This window comes from Streptomyces sp. WAC00040 (assembly GCF_056835925.1).
Genome location: NZ_JAKQZE010000004.1, coordinates 222,264 through 237,524, shown reverse-complemented (window position 1 = coordinate 237,524; position 15,261 = coordinate 222,264). Strand labels below are relative to the sequence as shown.

At 72.7% G+C, this 15,261-nt stretch carries 14 protein-coding genes and 3 pseudogenes; 12 read left to right on the top strand and 5 right to left on the bottom strand.

All coding sequences use genetic code 11. The features are described from left to right. Positions 1-59 precede the first annotated feature (59 nt). Positions 60-851: an SDR family NAD(P)-dependent oxidoreductase gene (locus MDN94_RS31550; RefSeq protein WP_482729265.1), complete on the bottom strand. Its 792-nt coding sequence runs from the start codon at positions 849-851 to the stop codon at positions 60-62. 156 nt (positions 852-1,007) lie between these two features. Here MDN94_RS31550 and MDN94_RS31545 point away from each other — a divergent pair. Next, a pseudogene (locus MDN94_RS31545) lies at positions 1,008-1,067 on the top strand (helix-turn-helix domain-containing protein); the annotation flags it as partial. A gap of 48 nt (positions 1,068-1,115) precedes the next feature. Beyond that, positions 1,116-1,385, top strand: a pseudogene (locus MDN94_RS31540) (zinc ribbon domain-containing protein); the annotation flags it as partial. A gap of 432 nt (positions 1,386-1,817) precedes the next feature. Here the strand turns inward: MDN94_RS31540 and MDN94_RS31535 are convergent. Beyond that, on the bottom strand, positions 1,818-2,111 hold the full coding sequence (locus tag MDN94_RS31535; RefSeq protein ID WP_189473740.1) for an antibiotic biosynthesis monooxygenase family protein: 294 nt from the start codon (positions 2,109-2,111) through the stop codon (positions 1,818-1,820). Between the two features lie 306 nt (positions 2,112-2,417). On the opposite strand from MDN94_RS31535, the gene MDN94_RS31530 reads away from it, so the two are divergent. From MDN94_RS31530 to MDN94_RS31515, 4 genes are all read left to right on the top strand, one after another. Then, entirely contained in the window at positions 2,418-3,464 is a 1,047-nt protein-coding gene (locus MDN94_RS31530; RefSeq protein ID WP_482729264.1) for an ATP-binding cassette domain-containing protein, read from the top strand. Continuing rightward, positions 3,461-4,318, top strand: coding sequence for an ABC transporter permease (locus MDN94_RS31525; protein WP_482729263.1), 858 nt, complete (start codon positions 3,461-3,463; stop codon positions 4,316-4,318). Before MDN94_RS31530 ends, MDN94_RS31525 begins: the two co-directional genes overlap by 4 nt. 133 nt (positions 4,319-4,451) lie before the next feature. Then, the gene (locus MDN94_RS31520) at positions 4,452-7,259 is read left to right on the top strand and encodes a DEAD/DEAH box helicase (RefSeq protein ID WP_482729262.1); all 2,808 of its coding nucleotides are present in this window, start codon (positions 4,452-4,454) and stop codon (positions 7,257-7,259) included. After that, entirely contained in the window at positions 7,259-8,566 is a 1,308-nt protein-coding gene (locus tag MDN94_RS31515; protein ID WP_482729261.1) for an SWIM zinc finger family protein, read from the top strand. Before MDN94_RS31520 ends, MDN94_RS31515 begins: the two co-directional genes overlap by 1 nt. Before the next feature lie 139 nt (positions 8,567-8,705). Here MDN94_RS31515 and MDN94_RS31510 read toward each other — a convergent pair whose 3' ends face one another. The 3 genes and pseudogenes from MDN94_RS31510 to MDN94_RS31500 all read right to left on the bottom strand — a co-directional run bounded on the left by MDN94_RS31510 (position 8,706) and on the right by MDN94_RS31500 (position 9,700). After that, positions 8,706-8,936, bottom strand: coding sequence for a hypothetical protein (locus tag MDN94_RS31510; RefSeq protein WP_482729260.1), 231 nt, complete (start codon positions 8,934-8,936; stop codon positions 8,706-8,708). A gap of 219 nt (positions 8,937-9,155) precedes the next feature. Further along, a pseudogene (locus MDN94_RS31505) lies at positions 9,156-9,338 on the bottom strand (nucleotidyl transferase AbiEii/AbiGii toxin family protein); the annotation flags it as partial. After that, positions 9,335-9,700 carry a hypothetical protein gene (locus MDN94_RS31500; RefSeq protein ID WP_482729259.1) on the bottom strand — a complete coding sequence of 122 codons (366 nt, stop codon included), beginning with the start codon at positions 9,698-9,700 and terminating at the stop codon, positions 9,335-9,337. The pseudogene MDN94_RS31505 and the gene MDN94_RS31500, both read right to left, overlap by 4 nt. Before the next feature lie 241 nt (positions 9,701-9,941). Here MDN94_RS31500 and MDN94_RS31495 point away from each other — a divergent pair, with 241 nt between their 5' ends. The 6 genes from MDN94_RS31495 to MDN94_RS31470 are packed head-to-tail and all read left to right on the top strand — an operon-like array spanning position 9,942 to position 15,238. Continuing rightward, positions 9,942-11,447 carry an AMP-binding protein gene (locus MDN94_RS31495; RefSeq protein ID WP_482729258.1) on the top strand — a complete coding sequence of 502 codons (1,506 nt, stop codon included), beginning with the start codon at positions 9,942-9,944 and terminating at the stop codon, positions 11,445-11,447. 1 nt (position 11,448) lies between these two features. Further along, positions 11,449-11,718, top strand: coding sequence for a phosphopantetheine-binding protein (locus MDN94_RS31490; RefSeq protein ID WP_453467389.1), 270 nt, complete (start codon positions 11,449-11,451; stop codon positions 11,716-11,718). A gap of 2 nt (positions 11,719-11,720) precedes the next feature. Next, a complete protein-coding gene (locus MDN94_RS31485) occupies positions 11,721-12,758 on the top strand; it encodes an anthranilate phosphoribosyltransferase (protein WP_482729257.1) in 1,038 nt (345 codons plus the stop codon). After that, on the top strand, positions 12,751-13,665 hold the full coding sequence (gene trpA, locus MDN94_RS31480) for a tryptophan synthase subunit alpha (protein ID WP_482729256.1): 915 nt from the start codon (positions 12,751-12,753) through the stop codon (positions 13,663-13,665). The genes MDN94_RS31485 and trpA overlap by 8 nt, the downstream gene beginning before the upstream one ends. A 59-nt stretch (positions 13,666-13,724) precedes the next feature. Continuing rightward, a complete protein-coding gene (locus MDN94_RS31475; RefSeq protein ID WP_005321771.1) occupies positions 13,725-14,099 on the top strand; it encodes an ectoine synthase in 375 nt (124 codons plus the stop codon). Continuing rightward, a complete protein-coding gene (locus MDN94_RS31470) occupies positions 14,099-15,238 on the top strand; it encodes an acyl-CoA dehydrogenase family protein (RefSeq protein WP_482729255.1) in 1,140 nt (379 codons plus the stop codon). Before MDN94_RS31475 ends, MDN94_RS31470 begins: the two co-directional genes overlap by 1 nt. Positions 15,239-15,261 lie beyond the last annotated feature (23 nt).

Genomic DNA, 15,261 nt, shown 5'->3' with positions numbered 1-15,261 from the left:
GCCGCTCCCGCCCGACGGACGCCGCAGCCCGGGAGGAACCGCCGAACCGGCCCCGGCGGTCAGTAGTTGCCCAGACCACCGCACACGTTCAGCGCCTGCGCGGTCACGGCCGCCGCATCGTCGCCGACGAGGTACTCGACCATCGCGGCCACCTCCCGCACCTGCACGTAACGGCCGTTGGGCACCCGGGTGGTGATGCGCTCGTACGCCTCCTCCTCGCTCACCCCCCACACGCCCGCGTAACCGGCGCGGACCCGCTCCGCCATCGGCGTCTCGACGAACCCGGGACACACCGCGTTGACGGTGATGCCGGTACGGGCCAGCTCCAGACCGAGCGCCTTGCTGAAGCCCACCACACCGTGCTTCGACGCCGAGTACGGGGCCGCCAGCACCACGCCCTGCTTACCGCCCGTCGACGCGATGTTGATGATCCTGCCGCGGCCCGCCTCCTGCATGCCGCCCGCCGTCAGAACCTCCTTGGTGACCCGGAAGACACTGGTCAGATTGGTGGCGATGACGTCGGTCCACAGCTCGTCGGTGATCGTCGCGGTCGGCCCGCCGCCGCTGCGGCCGGCGTTGTTGACCAGGATCCGTATCGGACCGTGCTGCTCCACGACCGTGCGCACCAGCTCACTGATCTGCTCCTGCTCGCGTACGTCGCACACCGAGCCGGTGACCGAAAGCCCCTCCTCCACGAGCTCCTTGACGGTGCTGGACACCGTCTCCTCAGAACGCCCGCACAGATGCACCGGGATGCCGGCGGACGCCAGCCTGCGCACGATCTCCAGGCCGATACCGCTGGTGCCGCCCGTCACCAGGGCGATCCGCTGATCCTCGACGGTCTCACTCATGTGAACTCCTTTGTGGATATACCCCCGGCTTCAGCCAGGGGAGGAAACGAAGCCCCTGCGGAGCGGGGCGGGGAAAGGTGAATCGCCGCCGGGCGATGTTCGTCCACCCTCAACCAGTAGCCAGGGCCCACAAGTCGGCGTGCTGGTTTGTGAGCTGTGGCCACTCATGTGAAGCGGGCGTATCGGTACCGCTTCCTTCCGACGGATGCGCAGGCGGCGGAGCTGTCGCGGACAGTCGGTTGCGTGCGGAAGGTCTACGACATGGGGCGCGACCTGGCGGTCGTGGACCGCTTCTTCCCCTCGTCCGAACTGTGCTCCACCTGCGGCGCCTTGCAGCACAGGATGCCGCTCTCCGTCCGTACCTGGACGTGCGACAGCTGCGGGGCGGCCCATGACCGGGACGTGAACGCGGCGAAGAACCTTCTGGCGGCCGGGCCGGCCGTGACAGTCTGTGGAGCCGGTGCAAGACCTCAACGGAGAACTCCGGGCGGGCAGTCGGCGACGAAGCAGAAAACCCCACGGCGCGAGCCGTAGGAATCCCCCCTCGTCCACGAGGGGGGAGGAAGTCAACTGAACTCCTCAGGGTCGATGGCTGCCCGGCCGGGCCGGGGGACAGGGGCGCCACACAGCTGGCGCACACGGGGAACCGGCCGGCCGGCACCCCGGATCCGGGCCACGCCTCACAGGGGCGAGCGCCACGGTGCCGGGCCGGCCGTCAGGTGACTGTGCCACCGACCGGAAGACCGGGGCCCGGTCATGGACACGTGCTCGACGGGACGTCGGCCCCCGCCCGAGCCGGCCCCCAGCCGGATTCGAGCGATCCGGGCCACGTCCCGACACCCGGCGCGCCCCGCAGGCCAGGCTCTGCCGTGCCGCCCGGAACAGGACCGGGAACCGGCCGAGGACCGCTCGACGCACGCTCGACGCACGCTCGGGGCGCGCTCGGGGCGTTCTCGGCCGGCGGTCTCAGCGCGCGACCCGCTCCAGCAGCGGCACGTACAGGTTCGGGTCGCTGCTGCTGAGCGTGCGCAGCGTGGTGCGGTGCGCGGCGAACTCGGGGCGGGCCAGGGCCGCGCGGAAGGACTCCTCGTCCTTCCAGTCGGCGACGTTCACGTACAGGTGCGGCTCGTCGACGTGCTGGAGCAGCCGGTGGTTCAGGAACCCGGGCTGGGCGGCGAAGAACGCCGACGTGGCGTCGAAGGCCGTCTCGAACTCCTCGGTGGGGCCGGTGACATGGAACCGGTTGATGAAAGTGATCATGACGCATCCTCTGATCGGGGGCCTCCTCGCGCCACGGTCCCGCCCCGCGCTAGAGCAGCCGTCGAACGGAGCCGGTCCCCATCGCCGCCGAACCCACGCCCCCGCCCCTCCCGCACCCGCACCTCCCGCACCCGCGCCCCGCGCCCGCGCGCCTCCCGCTCCCGTTTCCCGCTTCCGCGTCTCGTCTTCCGTCTGTTCGACCGGTCCTCCAGCGGTCCTCGACCGTTCGCCGAGCCGTGCACCAGCCCTGCTCAGGGCCGGTTTGGGACCCTCGGCCGGATATCCGCTACCCGTAAGGAAGCCGACGTGGATCCGACCAGCACCGCCGTCCTCGCCGAAGGACTGCGCAAACGCTACGGCGACCGGTACGCACTCGACGGATTCGACCTGCGTGTACCCGCCGGCACCGTCCACGGGCTGCTGGGCCCCAACGGTGCGGGCAAGACCACCTCGGTCGGCATCCTGTCGACCCTGCTGAAGGCCGACGGCGGACGCGCCGAGGTCGCCGGGCACGACGTCGCCCGCCAGGCCGCCGAGGTCCGCGCGAGCATCGGCCTGGTGGGCCAGTACGCCGCCGTCGACGAAGTCCTCAGCGGACGGCAGAACCTCGTCATGTTCGGCCGCCTGCACCACCTGTCGCCCGCCGCCGCCCGCCGCCGCGCCGACGAACTCCTGGAGCACTTCCGCCTCGCCGACACCGGCAAGAAGCCGCTCAAGGAGTACTCCGGAGGCATGCGCCGCCGCCTCGACCTGGCGGCGAGCATGGTCCTCGCCCCGCCGGTGCTGTTCCTCGACGAGCCGACCACCGGCCTCGACCCGCGCAGCCGCGGCGAGGTGTGGGAGGCGGTGCGCAGCCTCGTCGACACCGGCACCACCGTGCTGCTGACCACCCAGTACCTGGAAGAGGCCGACCAGCTCGCCCACGCCGTCTCCGTCATCGACTCCGGCAAGGTCATCGCCGAGGGCACGCCCGACGAGCTCAAGTCCCGCATCGGCGGCGACCGGATCGACGTCGTGGTACGCCGCGCCGACCAGCTTCCCGCCGCCGCGGCGGCGCTGGAGCAGGTGTGCGCCGACCGGCCCGACACCGACCACGACACCCGCCGCATCAGCGCCCGCGTCAAGGACCGCACCAGCGCGCTCGCCGGCATCGTCCGCGCCCTGGACGCGGCCGGCGTGGCGGCCGAGGACATCGCACTGCGCCGGCCCACCCTCGACGAGGTGTTCCTCCACCTGACCGGCACCGGCACGTCCGCCGGCGCCACCGACAGCGGCAGCGGCAGCGGCAGCGGTGCCGTCACCGGCGCGTCCGGCCATACCGGTGACGGCGCCCGAGAGGCGGTGGCGGCATGAGCATCACCGCACCCCGCCCCGTGGGCGGCGTGGCCCTCGCCCCGGTGATCGCCCGTACCCCGCTGGCCCGGCTCCGCTGGGCGGCCGCCGACGGCTGGACGGTCACCCTGCGCGGCCTGACCCACTGGGTCCGCGAACCGGGCACCCTGATCGGGTCGCTGGCCTTCCCCGTCATGATGGTGCTGATGTTCGGGTACTTCTTCGGCGGCGCCATGCAGGTGCCCGGCGGCGGCAACTACCGCGAGTTCCTCGTACCCGGCATGTTCGTCATGACGATGGTCTTCGGCATGGGCGAGACGGTCACCGCCGTCGCCGCCGACAAGAACCGCGGCGTCACCTCCCGCTTCCGCACCATGCCGATGGCCCCCTCCGCCGTGGTCGTCGGACGCGCCGTGACCGACATGCTCTCCTCCCTGCTGGCCCTGGCCGTCCTGTTCGCCACCGGCCTGGCCATCGGCTGGGACGCCCACGGAACGCTCGCAGAAACCACCCTCGCGGTCGGCCTGTTGCTGCTGCTGCGCTTCGCACTGGTGTGGGCCGGCATCTACCTCGGACTGCTGATGAAGGGCCCCGAGGGCATCACCATGGTGCAGACCCTGGAATTCCCGATCGGCTTCCTCACCAGCGCGTTCGTCGCACCGTCCACCATGCCGGGCTGGCTGGGCACGATCGCGGAGTGGAATCCGTTGTCCTCCACGGTGCTGGCGGTACGGGAACTGTTCGGCAACCCGGGATTCGGCGGGGACTCATGGATCGCGCAGCACGCGCTGCTGATGGCCGTGGTGTGGCCCGTCGTCCTGTGCGCCGTCTTCTTCCCGTTGTCGGTGCGCCGCTTCCGCAACCTGACAAGCTGATCACCGGCGCACACGCACGACGCAGCACCAGCACGACGCATGCAAGCACGAGCACGACGTAAGCACGACGCGTGACGCGTGTGCGAGCGAGACGCAGTAACAAGAGAACAGCACGCAAGAGAGAGCGGGACGCATGGTGTGGTTGGCGCCTGAGCAGGCCGGACTGCTGGCGCGGTGCGCGGTGGTCTTCGAGGCGGGGGACCCGGCGCGCACGGGCCGCCTCGTGTTCTTCGACCCGGACGGCTCCCCGCTGCCGGACACGGCGGCGGGCGAGCCGGGCGAGGCGTCGCTCGTCGTACCGCACGACGGCGGCGTCGCCCTGCGGACCCTCCCGGTACTGCGCCTGCCCCTCGCCCAGGCGCTGCCCGCCCTGATCGAGGCCCGCCGCTCCCACGGCCGCGACGGCGCCACCGTCCATCCGGCCGCCGCGTTCTGGGGGGCCGCCGCCGCCCTCGGGCTGCATCTCGCAGCCCGGGAGCGACTGCTGCCCGGCGTCTCCGCCGGCGGCTACGACACCTGGCGTGCCGGACCGCTCGACCTCGAGGACGTCGTACGGCTGCGGGAGCTCGCCCAGGCCGCCCCCGGCGAGGCCGTCGCCGCACCCGGCAGCGACGTACAGGCGCTGCTGCGCGCCTTCCTCGACGCCCTCGCCGACACACTGCCGCGCACCGCCGCCGCCCCGGCCGCCACCGGACGGGCCGCGTTCTCGGCCACCGAACCCCAGCACGTGCCCCAACTGCGCGCCTGGGCCGAAGAGATCTCCGCCGGACTCGACTCCGGCGTCCGGGTGTCCCTCCACGTCCACCTCGCCGACACCCCCGACGGCCCGCCCGCCCTGCACCTCGTCCCGCGCGCCCACAGCCTCGCCGACCCCACCCTCGCGCTCGACGCGGGCGAGCTGTTCGCCAGCGCCGACCACGCCCTGGGCCCGCGCGCCCAGGCCGACACGATCCTCGCGGTGCGCCGCGCGGCGAGCGTGTGGGAGCCGCTGGAGCGACTGCTGCCCGTACCCTCCGCCCTGGTCCTGACCGACCGGGAGACCACCGAACTGATCGGCACCGGCGCGGCACGGCTGCGCGCCCACGGCATCGACGTCCACTGGCCCGAAGACGCCGCCCGTTCCCTGACCGCCCGCGCCGTCGTCGGCGCCGGCCGCGTCCCGCCCGCCGACCTGCGCTCCTTCCTCGCCGGCGAGCACGCCGTCGACCTGCGCTGGCAACTCGCCCTCGACGGCGAGCCCCTCACCGAGGAGGAGACGGCCCACGTCGCCGACGAGGGACGCCCCCTCGTCAGGCTCCGCGGCCGCTGGACCCTGGTGGGCGCCGACCTGGCCCGCAAGGCCCGCGAACGCGACCTCGGACCACTGACCGCCATCGAGGCCCTCGCCGTCGCCCTCACCGGCCACACCCGCATCGGCACCGAACAGGTCCCCGTCGCCCCCAGCGACTGGCTGCTGGCCCTGCGCGCCCGCCTCACCGACCCCGACGGCGGCACCGAACCCCTGCGCCAGCCCGACGCACTGGCCGCGACCCTGCGCGACTACCAACTGCGCGGCCTGCGCTGGCTCGAACGCATGACCTCCCTCGGCCTCGGCGGCTGCCTCGCCGACGACATGGGCCTGGGCAAGACGATCCAGCTCATCGCCCTGCACCTGCTGCGCCAGGAACACGACGACACCCGCGGCCCCACCCTCGTCGTCTGCCCCGCCTCCCTGCTCGGCAACTGGCAGCGCGAGATCGGCAGATTCGCCCCCGGCACCCCGGTACGCCGCTTCCACGGCACCGGCCGCAGCCTCCAGGGCGCCGACGACGGCTTCGTCCTGACCACCTACGGCACCATGCGCCTGGACGCCGAACGGCTCGGCGGCCACCGCTGGAGCATGCTCGTCGCCGACGAGGCCCAGCACGTCAAGAACCCGCTCTCCGGCACCGCCAAGGCCCTGCGCCTGATCCCCGCCGACGCGAGGATCGCCCTCACCGGCACCCCCGTCGAGAACAGCCTCTCCGAACTGTGGGCCGTCCTGGACTGGACCACACCCGGACTGCTGGGCACCCACGGCCACTTCCGCCGCCGCTGGATCGCCCCGATCGACGCCGAACGCGCCGACGCCACCGGCGAGCAGCCCACCGCCCGCAAACTGGCCGGACTCGTGCGGCCGTTCCTGCTGCGCCGCCGCAAGTCCGACCCCGGCATCGCACCCGAACTGCCGCCCAAGACCGAGACCGACCGGCCCGTCGCCCTCACCGCCGAACAGGCCGCGCTCTACCGCACGCACGCGCAGGACGTCATGGACCGCATCCGCGCCAGCCAGGGCATCGCCCGCAGCGGCCTGGTCCTCAAACTCCTCACCGGCCTCAAACAGATCTGCAACCACCCCGCGCACTTCCTCAAGCAGGACGACACCCCCCTGTCCGGCCGCTCCGGGAAACTCGAACTCCTCGACGAACTCCTCGACACCATCACCGCGGAGGGCGGCGCGGCCCTGGTGTTCACCCAGTACGTCGCCATGGCCAAACTCCTCGAACGGCACCTGCGCGAACGCGGCATCGGTGCCCAGCTGCTGCACGGCGGCACCCCCGTACCCCGCCGCGAGGAACTCGTCCAGCGCTTCCAGGACGGCGAGGTCCCCGTCTTCCTGCTGTCGTTGAAGGCCGCCGGCACCGGCCTCAACCTCACCCGCGCCGACCACGTCGTCCACTACGACCGCTGGTGGAACCCGGCCGTGGAGGCCCAGGCCACCGACCGCGCCTACCGCATCGGCCAGACCAGATCCGTCCAGGTCCACAAGATGATCGCCGAAGGCACCATCGAGGACCGCATCGCCGCCCTGCTCGAGTCCAAGAAGGACCTCGCCGACGCCGTCCTCGGCTCCGGCGAAGGAGCCCTGACGGAACTGACCAACGACGAGCTGGCCAACCTGGTCGAACTGAGGAGCGTCTGATGAGCGATCACGAGGCGAGCGGCGCCCGCGGTTTTGCCGCCTTCCCCGCCCGCAAGGGCGGCCGCACCCGCGGCCAGTCCCCGTGGGCCGGCCGGTGGACCGAGGCCCTGGAGGACACCTGGCCCGAGGAGGAACCCCTGAAGAAGGGCCGCGCCTTCTCCCGCACCGGACGCATCGGCCCCATCACCGTCAGCGCCGGCCGCATCGCCGCCGAGGTCCACGCCGGCGACGCCGCCCACGCCACCACCCTCACCGTCACGGCATGGGACGACGACGACTGGGACCTGCTGTGGGAACGGACCGCCGACCGGCCCGACGCCACGCATGCCCTGCTCGCCGGCGACCTGCCCGAAGACCTCCTCGAAGCGGCCGAGGACGCCCGCCTCGGGCTGCTGCCCGGATACGGCGACCTGGACGCGGACTGCGACTGCGACGCGCTCGACCACCCCTGCCCGCACGCCACGGCGCTCGGCTACCAGTTCTCCTGGCTCCTCGATTCCGACCCGTGGCTGCTGCTGCTGGTCCGCGGCCGGGACCCCCACGAGGCGCTCGACGAACTCAAGTCGGTCCTGATGCTGCGGGCACTGACCGCCACCGACGACGACGAGGACGCCGGCGAGGACGAAGGCGAGCACGCCGGGGGAGAGGGGGCCGCGCAGGAGGACCGGCAGGAGCAGGCCGCCTACGAGAGCAACCGCGAGGCCTACGCCCGCCCCGCCGCCCCGCTGCCCGCCCTGCCGCCGCTGCCCGAGCCGCTGCCCACGGCCGCCGAACCGGTCACCGGCATCGAGGCCGACCCGCTGGAGCGCCTCGTCGCCGACGCCGCCGTCCGGGCCCGTGAACTGCTCGCCCACATCGCCGTGTTCGGCGACAGATCGCCCGCCCCGCCGCTCGACGAGTGGCAGGACACGGTCCGTATCGCCGCCACCCACCCCGACCCGCGCGTCCCCGCGCGGCTGCGTGAGGCCTGCGGCCGCCCCGACGACCTCGACCGGGCCGCCGAGGCCTGGCGCACCGGCGGGAAAGCCGGCCTCGAGGTCCTCGAACAGCCCTGGACCCCCTCGGCGCAGGAGATTGCCCGCGCCCGCACCGCCCTCGCCGCGGGCTGGGACGAGGACCTGCCTGCCCTCGACGTCGACGGCAACCACTGGACCCTCACCGGCCGCGGCCTCCAGCTCCGCCAGGGCCGCGACGCCCGCTGGTACCCCTACCGCGACCGCTCCGGCACCTGGTGGCCCGCAGGCCCCCCGGACACCGACCCGGCCGTCGCCCTCAGCGAACTCCTCGCCCACCGGCAGGAGGCGTAGCGGCCACGACGGTGACGCCGTCGCGGTGCACCAGAAGGTCACCGCGACGGCCGCCGGCGAGCGCCTGGTGGCGGCAATCGGGCGAGAGGCCAGGCGGCGCAGTCGTATTGCCTGGTGAGGTTCTCGACTGCTTCAAGGATCATGGTGCGCGGTCCCTGGCCAGGGAGGCGTTGTCCCAGTTCCGTGCGACGACGACCGCGGGTGAGACCTTGAGGGTGACCGTTACGTCCGCGGCGGTCGACTTCATCTTCTTCGTGCACCCGACCGGCATCTGGACCTCGCTCTGGCGCGGGCTCACCCAGTCCGAGAGGCCCTCTCCGATCTCGGTTGCGCCCTCCGGTTGATCACGGAGCGTGCCGGTGGGCCTCACAGCTCGTCGTCCTCCACCACGTAGTCGACAGAACCCGGCTTCGGCGTCGAACCGCCGGTGCCGACAGCGTTGTTCAAGCGCATGGCGGCAGCCCCTTGGCCGCGTCCCACTCGTTGTCGAACGACATCGTCGACACCCCGTGTCGTAAGGAAATAACTGGCGACACGCTCTGCTTGATCAACAACCACCGGCGACCGTCTCGCCGGCGCCGACTTATCGCAGGGCGTCGGCAATTCCGGCCATCGGCGCCGGGCTCTCCGTGGCCACGTCGAGGTCTTGACTGAGCCGCTCGACCAGTCCGTGCGCCTGCACGGCGTAGCCACCGGTGATGACCAGTGGATACGGAGCGCCGATCGTGAGGATGTCCGCCAGGAGCCGGCGGTGCAGCCCGGTGAGGTTCATGCGGCGGTGGAGATCCGCAGGGCGAGCTCGGGAAAGGAGTCCTCCCACACATCACGGATGTGCCTGCTGACCAGGGTGCGCAGCACGGGCCACTGATCGAGCAGCAGGTTCCGGTCGAGCAGGGTGGTGAGATCGTCGTGCTGCCCCTCGGCCAGGACAGTGCGGTAAAGGCTCATACGCTGCCGCGGCCGGTCCAGGTCATATGTACGAAGCCCCGACCAGGCGATATGCAGCGGGAGCTCGACCCGTCCCGTCACCGGCCCGGCGAGGTCTTCCAAGCGCGTCGGCAGCCGACTCGTATACCGCGTACGCAGCACTTCGGCGGCGGATGGCAAGGAACTGGGAGTGGGCTGCGGCACCATGCCCTGCATTATTCCTCGCCGGGATCGCCTTCGGCAGCAGAGGGCCTACGGTGCGGTCGCCACATGGCCCACGGCGTTGCAGACGTGCGGATTACGGGCCCCGCGCCGGATTCGTCACGCCGCGGCCGCCGCGACGGCGCGGCCGGCCCCGACAGCGGCTCCGGCGATCCTCCAGCGCGCGAAACCACCATCGAGGCCGACAGGTTTTCGCCGGTGCAAGGAGCGGAAGGGGGCGCGGCCCATGGACGGCGGCACACTCGTCGAGGAAATCGGGGCGCATGCGCGCCGTGCGCCGCAGGAGACGGCGCTCGTGTGGCACGGCGAAGAAGTCACCTACGGCGCCCTGTGGCGGCGCGCCGAGCGGGCCAGGGCCCGTGTCGCCCACACGCCCGGCCGCGGGCCCCTCGGGGTCCCGGCCGTCAAGTCGCCGGGCACGATCGCGCTGGTCCTCGCCTGCATGCTGGAGCGCCGTCCGGTGCTGCTGCCCTCGGCGACGCTCGGCAAGGACGTGACGGAGCAGCTGTACGAGCAGGCCGGCGCCGTCCCCCTGCCCGAGCGGCCGGGAGACGACACACCGGACGACGGCACACCCGGCGGCGACACGCCGTACGGCGGCCTCGGCGCCGCGCGCGACACGCCGGCCGATCCCGAGGCCCCGGTGCTGCTGCTGACCACCTCCGGGTCGACCGGGCTGCCCAAGATCGTGCCCGTCGCCGGCGGCGCCGTCGACCGTTTCACCGCCTGGGCCGCCGCCGCGTTCGGTATCGGACCCGGCACGAACGTCCTCAACTACGCGCCGCTCAACTTCGACCTGTGCCTGCTCGACGTGTGGACCACCCTCGCCCACGGCGGCCGGGTCGTCCTCGTCGACCCCGACCAGGCCATGAGCGGCCGCCACCTGCTCGAGACGATGCAGCGCCACGACGTCCACGTCGTCCAGGCGGTGCCCATGTTCCACCGCCTGGTCACCGACGCCGCCCGCGAACACGGCACCACCGCACTGCCCGCCGTGCGGCACGCGATGACCACCGGCGACGCCCTGCCCGGCCCGGTCCTGGCCGAGCTGCCGCGCCTGTTCCCGAACGCGCGGCTGCACAACATCTACGGCTGCACCGAGACCAACGACAGCTTTGTGCACGAGGTGACCGGCGAGCAGGCCGCGGCCGGCGCGACCCTGCCGCTGGGCCGCCCGCTGCCCGGCGCCGGCGCCCTGGTCGTCACCGACGACGGCACCGTCCTCGAGGGCCCCGGCAGCGGCGAACTGTGGGTCACCACACCGTTCCAGACCAGCGGCTACCTCGGCGCGGCCGCCGCCCGGCCCGTGTTCGTGCCCCACCCCACCGGCGCCGACGACCGGCGCTGGTACCGCACCGGCGACCTGGTCCACCGCGGCGCCGACGGCGCCCTGACCCTCGCCGGCCGCACCGACTTCCAGGTCAAGGTCCGCGGCGTGCGCATCAACGTCCAGGAGGTCGAGCACGTACTGCTCGCCCACCCCGAGGTCACCGAGGCCGCCGTCCTGGCCCTGCCCGACGAGGTGGCCGGCCGGCTGCTGCACGCCGTGGCCCGCCGCACCCCGGGCAGCGGCCTCAACAGCCTGACCCTGCGCGGCCATCTGGCACGCGGTCTGCCGAGGGCCGCGGTCCCCTCGGTCCTGCGCTTCACCGACGAGCCGCTGCCCCGGACCTCCACCGGCAAGGTCGACCGCGACCGTGTCGTGAAGGACCACTTCACCAAGGAGAACTGACATGCCCCACGCCCAGGCCCAGGCCATCAAGGAGTTCATCGTCGAGGAGTTCCTGCCCGACATGCCCGCACGGGACCTGGCCGACCACGACGACCTGCTGGAGGGCGGCGTCATCGACAGCCTCGGCCTGCTCAAGGTGATCGCCTGGCTGGAGGACCGGTACGACATCAACACCGACGAGGTGGACCTGGACCCCGAGTCCTTCAAGTCGGTGGCGGCCATCGAGGCGTTCGTCGCCGACGCCTCCCGCACCCGGGCGGAGGCCGCCTAACCATGCACGACGCCGTCGCCGCCCTGATCGCCCAGGACCGGCCCGTCGACCTTCCCCAGTGGCGCTCCTTCTGGGACAACCTGCACGACGGCGCGCTGCGCCGGGGCGAGAGCGTGGCCCTGCTCGCGTCCCTGTCCACGCAGATGCCCGGCCGCGCCACACTGACCGCGCTGCTCGACTCGCTCGCCGAACGCCGCCCGGACGACACCGGGCGGCCGGTGTTCGAAGGCGCCGTCAACATCGTCGGCACCGGCGGAGGCCCGCGCACCCTCAACATCTCCACCGCGGCCGCGCTGACCGCCGCCGCGATGGGCACCCGCGTCGTCAAGACCGGATCGCGCGCCTACACCTCCGCCCTCGGCTCCCTCGACCTGCTCGAACGCCTCGGCATCGAGACGGCCTCCTCCTACGAGCAGACCCACGAGATGCTCGAGCGGTGCGGCATCGCGTTCGCCGGCATGTTCGTCTACCCCGCCGAACTGGGCCTGCTCGCACGCGGCGTGCTGCCGCTCGACATCCGCCGCCTGGGACGCTTCGTCAACGCCCTCGGGCCGTTCCTCGCCGACATGCCGGTCGACGCCCAGCTCACCGGCGTCTCCGACCCGCGGCTGGCCCCCGGGCTGCGGCACGCCGCCGAGCACACCGCCCGCCGCACCGGCAGATCCGTGTGGCTGGCCACCAACGACACGGGCGCCGACGAACTGGTCGGCTTCACCCCCAACCTGGTGCGCACCTACGAAGGCGGCGGCGAGGACGAGTTCACCCTCGACCCCGCCGCGCTCGGCCTGGGCCCCGGCACCCTGCAGGACCTGCGGCCCGGCACCGACCCCGTCCGCGACGTCCTGGACCTGCTCGCCGGCCGCGGCCGCCCGGCGGCCGAGGACGCGGTCTGCCTCAACGCGGCGGCCCTCGCCGTCGCCGGCCGTCTCACCGGCGACTGGCACCAGGCCCTGCGCGGCGCCCGCGCGGTCCTGAACGACGGCTCGGCCCTCGCCCTGGTCGACCGACTGCGACGCGCCACGGAGGTGGCCCATGCATGACCCCCGCCCCGCACCCGCCACCGCCTCCACATCCGCCTCCGGCCCCGCGCCCACACCCCCAAGCGCCCCCGCCCCCGCGGCCGGGAACCTTCCCGGGTCCGCCACCGCGTCCGGGCCGGGCGGGTTCTTCACCCGCACCGCACCCGGCCGGCCCGGCCTGGCCCTGTTCCTCAACGCGGGCGACCCGCCGCTGGACCGGCTGCCCGACCTCGCCGCCCTCCTCGACGAGAGCGACATCGACTGCCTCGAACTGGCCGTCCCCTTCCCCGGATCCGTCACCGACGGGCCCGTCATCCGCCGCTCCGCCGACCGGGCCCTGGCCCACGGCACCGACCTGGCCGCCGTCCTCGCCGCCGTCGCCCGCGTCCGGCCCGGCCTGAAAAGACTGCGCATCGCGCTGCTCGCCGACTTCGGCCACACCGTCAAGGGCACGGCCCCCGCCGACTTCGCCGCCGCCGTGCGCGACGCCGGCTGCGACGGACTGCTGCTGCACGGCGTCCCGCCCAGGCTGCGCACCGCCCACTACCAGGCCGCCCACGACGCCGGCCTGCCGCTGGTCACCACCTGCTACGCGATCTCCCGGCCCGACGCGGTCGCCGAGGCGGCGGCGCAGGCCACCGCCTACCTCTACCTGGTCGCCCACTACGGCCGCAGCGGCACCGCCGCGGCCCTCGACCACGACCGGCTGGCCCGCTCCGTCGCCGCCCTGCGCGCCACCGCCACCGCGCCCGTCGCGGTCGGCTTCGGCGTCAGGACCCGCGCCGACACCCTGCTCCTGCAGGACCTCGGCGCGGACGCCGCCGTCGTCGGCAGCGTCGGCGTGGCCCGTATCGAACAGGCCCTGACCGAAGGCCGCGACCCCGTCGAGGAGTTCGGCTCCTTCGTGAAGGAACTGCGCGGGCCGTGAGCGGCCCCGGCGGCCCACCGTGCCGAACAGCGGAACCACCCGTACGAAAGGAGACCCCTGTGATCGTCCGCAAGCTCGAAGAGGTCACCTGCGTCGACTGGGGCAACGGCCTCAGCCGCAGATTCCTCACCCAGGCCGACGGCGTCGGCTACACCGTCACCGACACCATCGTCCGCGCGGGCACCAAGTCCCGCCTGGAGTACCGCAACCACCTCGAGAGCTGCTACTGCATCGAGGGCTCCGGCGAGGTGATCGACAGCGACGGCGTCTCGCACCCCATCACCCCCGGCACCCTGTACGCGCTCGACCGGCACGACGCCCACTGGCTGGTGGCGAGCCCGCACGAGGACCTGCGCCTGGTGTGCATGTTCACCCCCGCGCTGCGCGGCGACGAGAGCCACAACCTCGACTCGCCCGAATTCTCCCACTACTGATGGCCGACTTCACGAAGGACCAGCAGGCCCTGCGCGACGGCCTGGCGCCCGTGCTCGAAAAGCTCGACGAAGGGCACATCGAGCGCGACGCGGCCGCCGAGTTCCCCCGTGAGGCATGGCGGCTACTGGCCGGCACCGGGATCCTCGGACTGCCCTTCGACGAGCGCCACGGCGGACTCGGCCAGTCGCTGACCACCACCATGTACGTCCTGGAGGGACTGGGGGAGGGCTGCCGGGACGCCGGACTGAACTTCTCCGTCTGCACCCACCTGGTCTCGCTCGGCGTCCCCCTGCAGCGCTTCGGCTCCGACACCCTCAAGGACCGCCACCTGCCCGGAATCTGCACCGGCGAGCTGATCGGCGCCCACGCCATCAGCGAACCCGACAGCGGCTCCGACGCGCTGGCGATGCGCACCCGTGCGGTACGCGACGGCGACACCTACGTCCTGAACGGCAGCAAGTCGTTCGTCAGCAACGGGCCCGTCGCCGACGTGTTCACCGTCTACGCCCGCACCAGCGACCGTCCCGGTCCGCTGAGCATCACCGCGTTCCTCGTCGACCGCGACACCCCGGGCCTGACGCTGGGCCGGCCACTGGCCAAGATGGGCCTGCGCACCTCCCCGCTGTGCGAGCTGTACTTCGACGACTGCCGCGTCCCGGCAGACCGGGTGATCGGCCGGCCCGGCGGCGGGTTCCTCGTCCTGGACCACGTGATGCGCTGGGAGATCCTTTGCTCCTTCGTCATCAACGCCGGCGAGATGCAGCGCCGGGTGGACGCCTGCGTCCGCTACGCGCAGACCCGCAGCCAGTTCGGGCAGCCCATCGGCTCCTACCAGGCCGTCTCCCACAAAATCGTCGACATGGCCACCGGCGTGGAGACCTCCCGCCGCTGGCTGTACGAGACGGCACGCAAGATGACCGCCGGCGACAACGTCACCCGCGACATCGCCATGGCCAAACTCGTCACCAGCGAGGCCAACGTCGCCTCCGCCCTGGCCGCCGTGCAGATCTTCGGCGGCAACGGCTACATGACCGAGTACGGCATCGAGAGCCAACTGCGCAACGCGGTCGCCGGAACGATCTACTCCGGCACCTCCGAGACCCAGCGCAACCGCATCGCCGCACTCCTTGGCCTGTGAACCCACCGACGGGCCTTTGGAAT

Excerpts from the sequence above, each read along its gene's own strand:
- MDN94_RS31550 (WP_482729265.1), bottom strand. The coding sequence starts at position 851 with ATGAGTGAGACCGTCGAGGATCAGCGGATCGCCCTGGTGACGGGCGGC.
- MDN94_RS31535 (WP_189473740.1), bottom strand. The coding sequence starts at position 2,111 with ATGATCACTTTCATCAACCGGTTCCATGTCACCGGCCCCACCGAGGAG.
- MDN94_RS31525 (WP_482729263.1), top strand. The coding sequence starts at position 3,461 with ATGAGCATCACCGCACCCCGCCCCGTGGGCGGCGTGGCCCTCGCCCCG.
- MDN94_RS31520 (WP_482729262.1), top strand. The coding sequence starts at position 4,452 with ATGGTGTGGTTGGCGCCTGAGCAGGCCGGACTGCTGGCGCGGTGCGCG.
- MDN94_RS31515 (WP_482729261.1), top strand. The coding sequence starts at position 7,259 with ATGAGCGATCACGAGGCGAGCGGCGCCCGCGGTTTTGCCGCCTTCCCC.
- MDN94_RS31500 (WP_482729259.1), bottom strand. The coding sequence starts at position 9,700 with ATGGTGCCGCAGCCCACTCCCAGTTCCTTGCCATCCGCCGCCGAAGTG.
- MDN94_RS31495 (WP_482729258.1), top strand. The coding sequence starts at position 9,942 with ATGGACGGCGGCACACTCGTCGAGGAAATCGGGGCGCATGCGCGCCGT.
- MDN94_RS31490 (WP_453467389.1), top strand. The coding sequence starts at position 11,449 with ATGCCCCACGCCCAGGCCCAGGCCATCAAGGAGTTCATCGTCGAGGAG.
- MDN94_RS31485 (WP_482729257.1), top strand. The coding sequence starts at position 11,721 with ATGCACGACGCCGTCGCCGCCCTGATCGCCCAGGACCGGCCCGTCGAC.
- trpA (WP_482729256.1), top strand. The coding sequence starts at position 12,751 with ATGCATGACCCCCGCCCCGCACCCGCCACCGCCTCCACATCCGCCTCC.
- MDN94_RS31470 (WP_482729255.1), top strand. The coding sequence starts at position 14,099 with ATGGCCGACTTCACGAAGGACCAGCAGGCCCTGCGCGACGGCCTGGCG.